Origin of the sequence: Streptococcus pseudopneumoniae (assembly GCF_001072315.1) — a bacterium.
Taxonomy (GTDB): Bacteria; Bacillota; Bacilli; order Lactobacillales; family Streptococcaceae; genus Streptococcus; species Streptococcus pseudopneumoniae_R.
The window spans coordinates 1-10,206 of the sequence record NZ_JVLI01000106.1 but is presented as its reverse complement, the minus strand read 5'-3'; the positions used below and the strand labels follow the sequence as shown (position 1 = coordinate 10,206).

Sequence of the window (10,206 nt, the reverse complement as noted above, 5' to 3'; positions counted from 1 at the left end):
AAGCAGTGCTTTGAGCAACCTGCGGCTAGTTTCCTAGTTTGCTCTTTGATTTTCATTGAGTATAAATTTAATCCTTTCTTATTTTGAAAACGTTTTCTTATAATTTAAGTATATCACTTTCTATCTAATCTATCAACATATTTTACTAAGATATTATCAGTAATGAAGTTTTACAACTTCCTAAAAAATATATGTCATTAACGAATTTTATTCCAGTTTTTCCCATTCATATTATCCAAGCAAAAGTGATGATGTTAACTAAAAAGCAATTCAAACTATTGTAAAATTCCTACCAAAAAAAGAGAGCCGAAACTCTCTTTTTTTATCTTCTTTTACTTTTTTTGACTGGCATGAGTGTGATGTCTCTCACACTAAAGTAAGCTAGGATTAACATGGCTATTGCTAGGAATATTTCTGTTGGTAATTGAAAAATTTTCAGAAAAGATAGAGCCAACAACACCAAGAGTGCCACTAAAATACATACCATAGCGACGATATTGACTGTCCCTTTAATGCTTTCTGGTGTCGCAAATACATAGAGTAGAAGTAATAAAATTCCTAGGACTAAATAGACCATCTTTCTCTCTTTCTAGCTCTTATTCAGCTGATTTTTTCTTCTTGTTAGCTTTCTCACGCTCTGCCTTGTTAAGGATTTGTTTACGCAAACGGATAGACTCAGGAGTTACTTCCATGTACTCATCATCATTCAAGAACTCAAGAGACTCTTCAAGGGTCAAGATACGAGGTGTCTTGATAACAGCTGTTTGGTCCTTAGTAGCTGAACGGACGTTGGTCATTTGTTTAGCCTTAGTGATGTTAACTGTCAAGTCGTTTTCACGAGAGTTTTCACCGATGATCATTCCTTCATAAACCTCAGTACCTGGGTTGACAAAGATCGTACCACGTTCTTCGATAGACATGATTGAGTAAGTTGTAGCCTTACCAGCATCGATAGAAACAAGGGCACCACGGTGACGACCACCAATTTCCCCTGGAATCAATGGCAAGTATTGGTCGAAGGTATGGTTCATGATACCGTAACCACGAGTCATTGACAAGAACTCAGTTGAGTAACCGATCAACCCACGCGCTGGAACAAGGAAGACCAAACGAGTTTGACCATTACCAGTTGAAATCATATCCAACATTTCACCCTTACGTTCAGAAAGGCTTTGGATAACAGATCCTTGGTATTCTTCTGGAGTGTCGATTTGAACACGTTCAAATGGCTCACATTTAACACCGTCGATTTCTTTTACGATAACCTCTGGACGAGATACTTGAAGTTCATATCCCTCACGACGCATTGTTTCGATAAGGATTGACAAGTGCAATTCTCCACGTCCTGAAACAGTCCATTTATCTGGTGAATCAGTTGGGTCAACACGAAGGGAAACGTCTGTTTGCAATTCAGCCTGCAAGCGTTCTTCCACCTTACGAGAAGTTACCCATTTACCTTCTTTACCAGCAAATGGTGAGTTGTTGACCAAGAATGTCATTTGAAGAGTTGGCTCATCGATGTGTAGGATTGGAAGAGCTTCAACTGCATCTGTCGGAGTAATGGTTTCACCGACAAAGATATCTTCCATACCTGAAACGGCAATCAAGTCACCTGCTTTGGCTTCTTGGATTTCACGACGTTCCAAACCAAAGAAACCGAAGAGTTTTGTAACACGGAAGTTTTTAGTTGTGCCGTCAAGTTTAGAAAGGGTAACTTGGTCACCAACTTTAACAGTACCACGGAAGACACGACCGATACCGATACGTCCAACGAAGTCGTTGTAGTCCAAAAGTGAGACTTGGAATTGCAAAGGCTCATCTGAGTTATCTACTGGAGCTGGGATGTGGTCAATAATCGTGTCAAAGATTGGTGCCATAGTCGCTTCTTGGTCAGCTGGATCATCTGACAATGAAGAAGTTCCGTTGATCGCTGAAGCATACACCACTGGGAAGTCAAGCTGGTCATCATCTGCACCAAGCTCGATGAAAAGTTCCAAGACTTCGTCCACTACTTCTGCTGGACGAGCTGATGGTTTGTCGATTTTGTTAACAACCACGATTGGCACAAGGTCTTGTTCCAAGGCTTTTTTCAATACGAAACGAGTCTGTGGCATTGTTCCTTCGTAGGCATCTACGACCAAGACAACACCGTCAACCATTTTCATGATACGCTCAACTTCTCCACCGAAGTCCGCGTGTCCTGGTGTGTCCATGATATTGATACGAGTTCCGTTATAGGCAACGGCTGTATTTTTAGCAAGGATGGTAATTCCACGCTCTTTTTCGATATCGTTTGAGTCCATAGCACGCTCTGCCAATTCAGTACGTGCATCAAGCGTTTCTGATTGTTTCAATAATTCGTCAACGAGGGTTGTTTTACCGTGGTCAACGTGGGCGATAATCGCAATGTTACGGATATCTTCTCTTAATTTTGTCATGATTTCCTCTATAATATTCAAAATTTATTTTCTAACTGAACGATTATACCATAATTTCAGGTAAATAACATAACTCAAGCAAGTGTAAATGTTTTCACTCCGCTTTTCTTTTCACGTCAAGCCTTTTCAAAGCAAGCGACTTATGATAAGATAGGCACAGTATGCGTTTAGATAATTTATTAGCCCAAGAAAAAGTTAGCCGAAAGGCCATGAAACAAGCCTTACTCAAAGAGGAAATTCTCGTCGATGGTTGCCCAGCACGCTCCCTAGCTCAAAATATCGATACAGGACTACAAGAACTCCTTTTTCAGGGCCGAATCATTCAGGGATATGAGCACACCTATCTTATGCTTCATAAGCCTGCTGGTGTCGTTACAGCCAATAAAGACAAGCAACTTTCAACCGTCATGGACCTCCTTCCGCCTGACATCCAGTCTGACAAGCTCTATGCCGTCGGCCGACTGGACCGAGATACGACAGGACTCCTTCTCTTGACTGACAACGGTCCCTTGGGCTTTCAGCTCCTCCATCCCCAGTATCATGTCGATAAGACTTATCGAGTTGAGGTTAATGGACTTCTGACACCTGACCATATCCAAGCATTTCAAAAAGGAATTGTCTTTTTAGATGGCACTGTCTGTAAAGCTGCAAGACTAGAGATTCTATCTGCAAATCCTTTCTTCAGTCAAGCCTCTATTACCATTTCAGAAGGAAAATTTCATCAGGTTAAGAAAATGTTCCTCTCGGTTGGTGTCAAGGTGACCTCACTCAAACGAGCTCAGTTCGGTGAGTTTACATTAGACCCAGAACTAGCAGAAGGTCAATACCGTCCCTTGAACCAAGAGGAATTGAAAATCATTAAAAACTACTTAGATAAAAGTGGATAAAAGAAAAAAGTTTTATGTTTAAAGCTTTTTGTTTATTGCTTATCTAAAAAATACTGCGACGGCTACAATCCAGTTAAGTACAGAAACCACAAGTCCTACGATGTTGAGAATTTTTTCTGTTTTATAGTCTAGTCCAGATTCTTTTTGGTATGAAAAAGCCAAGACCAATCCTATGATCCCCAAAATCAGGCCTACAATTGGAAATAGCAAACCGAGCACAATAGATAGGATACCTAAAACAAGAGAGTGTTTTTTCTTTTCTTGCATTTTTTAAAAACTCCTTAAAATGATTATTAATTTAGTATATGAGACAGACTATATCAACTTTTTACAGAATATTAACTAGTCTTCACTTTCCCTTTCCAAGAATCCAAACCATAAGAAAGGATATAAATCTCAGAAAAACCTTGCTTTTTCAAGTAAAGTGCTGCATTTGTCACACGTTGCGCACGTTGGTTTTCGTAAAGAAGGACAGGTTTATCCTTACGAAGGGCAACAAGACTAGTCTTCAACTGACTTGAAGGAATATTGCGAGCCCCAAGAATATGTTTTCTGTGGAATTCTGCTGGGTCGCGCAAATCAATCAATTGACCTGTACGAATCAAGGCTTCAAATTCCTCATTATCCACAATTTTAGCCGCACGGCGAATACGAAGATAGTTAAAGCCCATCCACGCCAACATTGCCAGTATAAGTGCCCACAAAATCCAAGTAACCATTAGTTCTTTTCTCCATTTTTCTCAATATAATCCAATTCTACCTTGTGCTCTCTGCGAAGAACCGCTTCTGCTTCTAGATAGTCTAATTTGTCCATCAACCCTGCATCGTAAATCCGAGAGAGCTCCAACTTCATCAGTTCAATATCATATAAGCGTTTTCCCATGTAAACAATAATACCAAATCGTTTGAGGAATTGCTGCACATCATAGAATGTTTTCATAAGATTCATTCTAGCAAATTTTTGTGTTTTTTTCAAGAAGAGACTCACACAATGCTCCTGATTTTCCTATCTTCCTTGGCGATTCTGACGCAAGTGTGGTACAATAAAAACATGAGAATTCAACAATTACATTATATTATCAAAATCGTCGAAACCGGCTCCATGAATGAGGCAGCCAAGCAACTCTTTATCACCCAGCCGAGTCTTTCCAATGCTGTGAGAGATTTGGAAAATGAAATGGGCATTGAAATCTTTATCCGCAATCCCAAGGGTATTACCTTGACCCGTGATGGCATGGAGTTTCTCTCCTATGCCCGTCAGGTTGTCGAGCAAACTCAGCTTCTGGAAGAACGTTATAAAAACCCTGTTGCCCACCGCGAACTCTTTAGCGTTTCGTCTCAACACTATGCCTTTGTGGTCAATGCATTTGTCTCTCTGCTCAAGAAAAGTGATATGGAGAAATACGAGCTCTTCCTTCGTGAAACTCGGACTTGGGAAATTATAGACGACGTCAAGAACTTCCGTAGTGAGGTCGGTGTCCTATTTTTGAACAGCTACAACCGTGATGTACTGACCAAAATGCTGGATGACAACCACCTGCTGGCTCACCATCTTTTCACAGCCCAGCCCCATATCTTTGTCAGCAAGACCAACCCTCTGGCAAAAAAAGACAAGGTCAAACTATCTGATTTAGAAAACTTCCCTTACCTCAGCTATGACCAAGGGACACACAACTCCTTCTACTTCTCTGAAGAGATTCTATCTCAAGAGCACCATAAGAAATCCATCGTTGTCAGTGACCGTGCCACCCTTTTTAATCTCTTGATTGGTCTGGACGGATACACGATCGCAACAGGGATTTTGAACAGTAACCTTAACGGAGACAACATCGTTTCTATCCCACTGGATATTGATGACCCAATTGAGCTGGTCTATATCCAGCATGAGAAAACCAGCTTATCTAAGATGGGAGAACGCTTTATCGACTATCTACTAGAAGAAGTCCAGTTTGATAGTTGAGAAATGATAAGAACCAATGTGTAGACTAGCAATAATCTGCACATTGGTTCTTTTTATTTATAATTAAAGATTCCCCCTGCCAACTTATCAGCTAGCTTGGGAAAGAGACTATAAAACTTATGGGCTAGGTTCAACAAAATCGGTAGATTAAGTTCGCGTTTGTTTTTTCCTATAATCTTAACAATTTTTTTAGCCACTGCATCTGGTTCTAGCAGGAAGCGTTCAACCGACTTGAGATAGGTTCCATCTGGATCGGCTTGGTCAAAAAATCCTGTTCGGATTGGACCTGGATTGACTGTTGTCACATATACTCCATAGGGCATAAGTTCGAGGCGTAAGGCATTTGAAAAACCAATAGCCGCAAATTTGGTCGCTGAGTAGAGACTAGACTTGCCAGTAGCAATCAAACCTGCCATGCTGACGATATTGATGATATGGCCTTTTCGACTCTCTTTCATACGGGCCGCAAGGCGTCGAGATAGATTCATCAGGGCAAAAGTATTGACCTCGAACATCTTGTGAATATCTTGGTCAGAAATCTGGTCAAATTCCTTCAAAACCCCGTAACCAGCATTGTTAATCAAGACATCAATCCTGCCGTAGCGGTGATAAAGGTCTGTTACCAGAGTTTCTAAGGCTGAGTCATCGGTAATATCGATTTCAATCAATTCTGCTTGTGGATGATTTCCGTAGAGTTGGGCTAATTTTTCCTTGGTTCTACCTAACAAAATCAGTTGGTCATTTGGCAAAAGTTTGACTATTTCTTGGGCTAGGCCACCGCTAGCTCCGGTAATGAGAATAGTAGACATACTGTTCCTCTCTCAATCTTTTAGATTTCCACTTCTTCCAAGTCTTTGACGACATGGACATTTTCAAAGACACTAGCCGCATCTTTCTTGAGCTTGCTGATATCTTTTGAGAGAAAACGCGCACTGATGTGGTTGAGCAAGAGGCGTTTGGCACCTGCTTCTACTGCGACCTCCGCTGCCTGCATGTTGGTTGAGTGGCCGTGATTACGAGCAATCTTTTCATCACCCTTGCCATAAGTCGATTCATGGACAAGGACATCGGCATTGACAGCTAGACGCACACTGGCATTGGTTTTTCGGGTATCACCCAAAATAGTGATAATCTTACCAGGGCGTGGCGCCGAGATATAGTCTGCTGCCTTGATTTCAGTCCCATCTTCTAAAACAACGTCCTGACCGTTTTTAATTTTTCCAAAAAGTGGGCCAAATGGGACACCAGCAGCCTTGAGTTTTTCAGCATCCAGCGTTCCTTCTAGGTCCTTTTGAATGACACGATAGCCAACACAGAAAATAGTATGATCCAGCTCCTCTGCATACACCGTGAATTTATCGGTTTCAAGGATTTTCCCTAGAGAATCTTGGTCAAACTCATGAAAATGAATACGGTAAGGCAGGCGTGAACCTGACACACGAAGACTGGTTAAGACAAATGACTTGATCCCTTGCGGTCCATAAATTTCCAAATCTGTCTGCTCTTCATTGGCCTGAAAGGCACGGCTAGAAAGGAAACCTGGCAAGCCAAAAATGTGGTCTCCATGCAGGTGAGTGATAAAAATTTTGCTGACCTTACGTGGTCGAATTGTGGTTTCCAGAATGCGATTTTGCGTACCTTCTCCACAGTCAAAGAGCCAAACTTCGTTAATCTCGTCCAAAAGTTTCAGGGCGAGACTGGAAACATTGCGGGCTTTAGAGGGCTGACCAGCCCCCGTTCCTAAAAATTGAATATCCATTCGATACTTTCTAATTAATCAATATATAACATAGCTGTGCGGTTTTCCGATCGGAAATAGCGCTTGCCAGAAAAAGCAGCAGCTTCTTGCAATAAATCCTCTTGGCTGTAGCCTTTGAGACGTTTACGACCATCAGCCAAGCTTTCCAAATCAGTCAAAGCTGTTAGACTCTCCATGCTAACAACTTCCTCATCTCCAACAGCCTTCATGTAAATCTTACCAGACTCTTCAAAGACCAGTTGATGGGGAAAAATTTGCGCAATTTCAAAAAGCAAGTTATCTGAGATTACCTCTTCATTTTCAGAGAAAATCCGACCTAGACCCTCACTCTCATAGCAAAAACCAAAGGATTTACCAGACAGATTAAGCCGAATAAAGGGCTTGTTTTCTGAGGTGAAACTAGGTTCAACATTGTAAAGATTCAGTTCCTGACTGAGTTCCGCAAAATAATCCGTCGCAGCCTCAGGACTTTTTTTCTGGTAGAGTTCTGCAAAGTAAGCATTGACCACGCTAGGTGGAGGAGTGATCAGTGTCAACTGCCCCTGCTCTGTTTTACCAGATAGAAGCTGATCCAGATAGACCTTATCCAGACTTGTATAACCTCCATACTTTAGAGCTAAGGTTTTAATATCAGTCATAAAATTCTTCTAACCTCCATTTATTTTTCTCAGAAATGTAGCCTGTAATGACTTCGCCGTCATCTTGATAATCGCGTTCTTCCAGAATCGCAACACTTTCCAAATCATGAATCTTGTAGGTCTTTGAAAAAGGCACACGCAGGGTAAAGGTTTCAAAAATATCCTTGATTTTCTCTAAAAACAAAGCCTGCAAGTTCTCACGACTATCCTCAGACTTGGCAGAAATGAGGGCATAAGGTGTTTGGGTAGGCGTGAAATCCTCCACCAAATCCGCTTTATTATACAGAGTCAGGCGAGGAATATCCTCCATGTCCAGGTCTTTCATGATAGACAGAACTGTTTTTTCATGCTCCTCATGGTAAGGATTGCTGGCATCGATAACATGAACTAGAAGATCCACATGCTTGCTTTCTTCCAAGGTTGACTTAAAACTGGACACCAACTCTGTCGGCAAATCTTGGATAAAGCCAACTGTATCTGTCAAAGTTACTTGGAGATTGCCCCCCAGATGGATACTCTTAGTCGTCGCGTCCAGAGTCGCAAAGAGCTCGTCTGCCTCATACTGGGTCTTACTGGTCAAGGTATTCATGATAGTTGACTTCCCAGCATTGGTATAACCAATCAAACCAATCTTAAAGGTGCTTGACTCCAAACGTTTTTCTCTGACAGTCGCCCGATTTTTCTCAACCACCTTGAGCTGGCGCTCGATATCCGTGATTTGGTTGCGAACGCTACGACGGTTCAGCTCCAGCTGACTTTCACCAGGTCCACGGGAACCAATTCCCCCTGCCTGACGGCTGAGCATAATTCCCTGACCAACCAAGCGAGGCAAGAGATATTTGAGCTGGGCTAGGTGCACTTGGAGTTTTCCTTCATGGCTTCGAGCCCGCATGGCAAAGATATCCAAAATCAACTGCATACGGTCAATGACCTTGACACCCAGAACTTCCTCCAGATTGACATTTTGGCGTGGAGTTAAACGGTTGTTGACAATGACAGTGGTAATCTCTTCTGCATCCACCATGAGCGCAATTTCTTCCAACTTACCAGAGCCGACAAAGGTCTTGGAGTCATACTTTTCACGTTTTTGCCTGTAGCTATCTACAACGACTGCCCCTGCCGTTTTCGCTAAACTGGCCAATTCTTCCATAGAGAGGTCAAAATTGTCCATGCCCTGCAATTCCACACCAATGAGCAGGACCCGCTCCTCTTTTTTCTCCGTTTCAATCATCTAAAAACTCCTCTATCTGGCTTAAAATGCGGTCTTGCACACCAGATTCTCCAATCTGGTAAAAGGTGACCTGCATGCGATTACGGAACCAGGTCAGCTGACGCTTGGCAAAACGACGGGTAGCCTGTTTGAGACTCTCACTAGCTTCCTCCAAGGTCTGCTCTCCACGGAAATAAGGAAAGAGTTCCTTGTAACCAATTCCTTTAGCAGCCTGCACATCTGGATAATGGACAAAAAGCCACTTGGCCTCATCCAAAAGTCCAGCCTCAAACATCAGATCCACGCGGCGGTTAATGCGCTCGTAAAGTTGACTACGTTCATCATCCAAGCAGATAATCAGCGGTTCATACAAGCTCTCTTGATTTTCCAAATCCTGACCAAAATGGGCAATTTCCAAGGCACGCATAGCACGACGACGATTAAACTGGGTAATCTCAAGGCCTGCTTGCTCCACAAAATGAGCTAATTCCTCATCTGTATAAGGCTCCAAACTAGCCCGATAAGCCAAAATCTCCTCATGAGGTATCTCCCCACCTAAATGGTAGCCTTCTAACAAGCTCTGGATATACAGTCCAGTCCCACCAGCGATAATGGCCAGCTTGCCACGACTGTGAATATCCTCAATAGCCATCTTAGCTTCTGAAACAAAATCAAAAGCCGAGTAAGACTCGGTTACCTCTCTAACATCGATTAAATGATGGGGAACAGCTGCCTGCTCTTCTGGACTAGCCTTAGCAGTCCCAATATCTAGACCTCGGTAAACCTGCTGACTATCGCCACTAACAACTTCGCCATTAAAACGCTTTGCAACTTCAATGGCTAGAGCTGTCTTTCCAACAGCAGTCGGTCCAACAATCACAATTATTTTTGTTTTCATCTTTTTTCCTTGAAAAATTCCCATTTTTTCGTTACTATTATTATAACACAAAAAGGTCAGTCAGAAAAATGTGACCTCTTGAGGAGGCTGGCTGATTAAGAAGATAAAGGAGGAAGACTCATGGCTAAAGGATTCGCTAAAGGTCTTGTAACAGGTGTCGCAGGAACTGTCGCTGCACTTGCAGGTGCAGTATACGCATTTAAAAAGAAAGTAATCGAACCAGAAGAGCAAAAAGCAGCTTTCATCGAAGAAAACCGTAAAAAAGCAGCTCGTCGCCGCGTATCACGTTAAAAAACAAAAGAAGTTGGGATTCATTGTCTCAACTTCTTTTTCTTTTATGTGACTTTCAGTCTGTCTCGCTCCGTTAGGTGCGAGACAAAAAAACCACCCGCTATGCCGGGTGCGCGTCGAAGGTT

General features: G+C 42.2%; 13 protein-coding genes. 3 read left to right on the top strand and 10 right to left on the bottom strand.

The genetic code is table 11. The features are described from left to right. Nucleotides 1–322 precede the first annotated feature (322 nt). The gene (locus ADH54_RS05635; RefSeq protein ID WP_000262803.1) at nt 323–577 is read right to left on the bottom strand and encodes a DUF3165 family protein; all 255 of its coding nucleotides are present in this window, start codon (nt 575–577) and stop codon (nt 323–325) included. A 19-nt stretch (nt 578–596) separates the two neighbouring features. Next, entirely contained in the window at nt 597–2,438 is a 1,842-nt protein-coding gene (gene typA / locus ADH54_RS05630; protein WP_000164111.1) for a translational GTPase TypA, read from the bottom strand. A gap of 161 nt (nt 2,439–2,599) precedes the next feature. Here typA and ADH54_RS05625 point away from each other — a divergent pair, with 161 nt between their 5' ends. Continuing rightward, nucleotides 2,600–3,325, top strand: a complete 726-nt coding sequence (locus ADH54_RS05625) for a 16S rRNA pseudouridine(516) synthase (protein ID WP_049524360.1) — start codon at nt 2,600–2,602, stop codon at nt 3,323–3,325. A 39-nt stretch (nt 3,326–3,364) separates the two neighbouring features. On the opposite strand, the gene ADH54_RS05620 is transcribed toward ADH54_RS05625, so the two are convergent. The 3 genes from ADH54_RS05620 to ADH54_RS05610 form a co-directional block, all read right to left on the bottom strand. After that, a complete protein-coding gene (locus tag ADH54_RS05620) occupies nt 3,365–3,592 on the bottom strand; it encodes a hypothetical protein (protein WP_049524359.1) in 228 nt (75 codons plus the stop codon). A 71-nt stretch (nt 3,593–3,663) separates the two neighbouring features. After that, nucleotides 3,664–4,044, bottom strand: a complete 381-nt coding sequence (locus tag ADH54_RS05615; RefSeq protein WP_000259259.1) for a rhodanese-like domain-containing protein — start codon at nt 4,042–4,044, stop codon at nt 3,664–3,666. Further along, nucleotides 4,044–4,313 (bottom strand): YqgQ family protein, encoded by a 270-nt coding sequence (locus tag ADH54_RS05610; protein WP_049524358.1) that lies wholly within the window; start codon nt 4,311–4,313, stop codon nt 4,044–4,046. Before ADH54_RS05610 ends, ADH54_RS05615 begins: the two co-directional genes overlap by 1 nt. 63 nt (nt 4,314–4,376) lie before the next feature. Between ADH54_RS05610 and ADH54_RS05605 the strand changes: the two genes are divergently transcribed. Continuing rightward, nucleotides 4,377–5,285, top strand: coding sequence for a LysR family transcriptional regulator (locus ADH54_RS05605; protein ID WP_001222592.1), 909 nt, complete (start codon nt 4,377–4,379; stop codon nt 5,283–5,285). Nucleotides 5,286–5,338: 53 nt separating this feature from the next. Here ADH54_RS05605 and ADH54_RS05600 read toward each other — a convergent pair whose 3' ends face one another. Genes ADH54_RS05600 through miaA form a run of 5 tightly spaced genes read right to left on the bottom strand, consistent with a single transcriptional unit; the run spans nt 5,339 to nt 9,790 of the window. Then, a complete protein-coding gene (locus ADH54_RS05600; RefSeq protein ID WP_049524357.1) occupies nt 5,339–6,094 on the bottom strand; it encodes an SDR family NAD(P)-dependent oxidoreductase in 756 nt (251 codons plus the stop codon). A gap of 20 nt (nt 6,095–6,114) precedes the next feature. Further along, complete coding sequence (rnz, locus tag ADH54_RS05595; protein WP_024057895.1) at nt 6,115–7,044, bottom strand: ribonuclease Z; 930 nt, start codon at nt 7,042–7,044, stop codon at nt 6,115–6,117. 14 nt (nt 7,045–7,058) lie between these two features. Further along, nucleotides 7,059–7,682, bottom strand: a complete 624-nt coding sequence (locus ADH54_RS05590) for a cystathionine beta-lyase (RefSeq protein ID WP_049524356.1) — start codon at nt 7,680–7,682, stop codon at nt 7,059–7,061. Further along, nucleotides 7,675–8,913 carry a GTPase HflX gene (hflX, locus tag ADH54_RS05585; RefSeq protein WP_049524355.1) on the bottom strand — a complete coding sequence of 413 codons (1,239 nt, stop codon included), beginning with the start codon at nt 8,911–8,913 and terminating at the stop codon, nt 7,675–7,677. The genes ADH54_RS05590 and hflX overlap by 8 nt, the downstream gene beginning before the upstream one ends. Next, the gene (miaA, locus tag ADH54_RS05580) at nt 8,906–9,790 is read right to left on the bottom strand and encodes a tRNA (adenosine(37)-N6)-dimethylallyltransferase MiaA (RefSeq protein WP_049524354.1); all 885 of its coding nucleotides are present in this window, start codon (nt 9,788–9,790) and stop codon (nt 8,906–8,908) included. Before miaA ends, hflX begins: the two co-directional genes overlap by 8 nt. 120 nt (nt 9,791–9,910) lie before the next feature. Between miaA and ADH54_RS05575 the strand changes: the two genes are divergently transcribed. Further along, nucleotides 9,911–10,081 carry a DUF3042 family protein gene (locus tag ADH54_RS05575; RefSeq protein ID WP_001051777.1) on the top strand — a complete coding sequence of 57 codons (171 nt, stop codon included), beginning with the start codon at nt 9,911–9,913 and terminating at the stop codon, nt 10,079–10,081. The last annotated feature ends 125 nt before the right edge of the window (nt 10,082–10,206 follow it).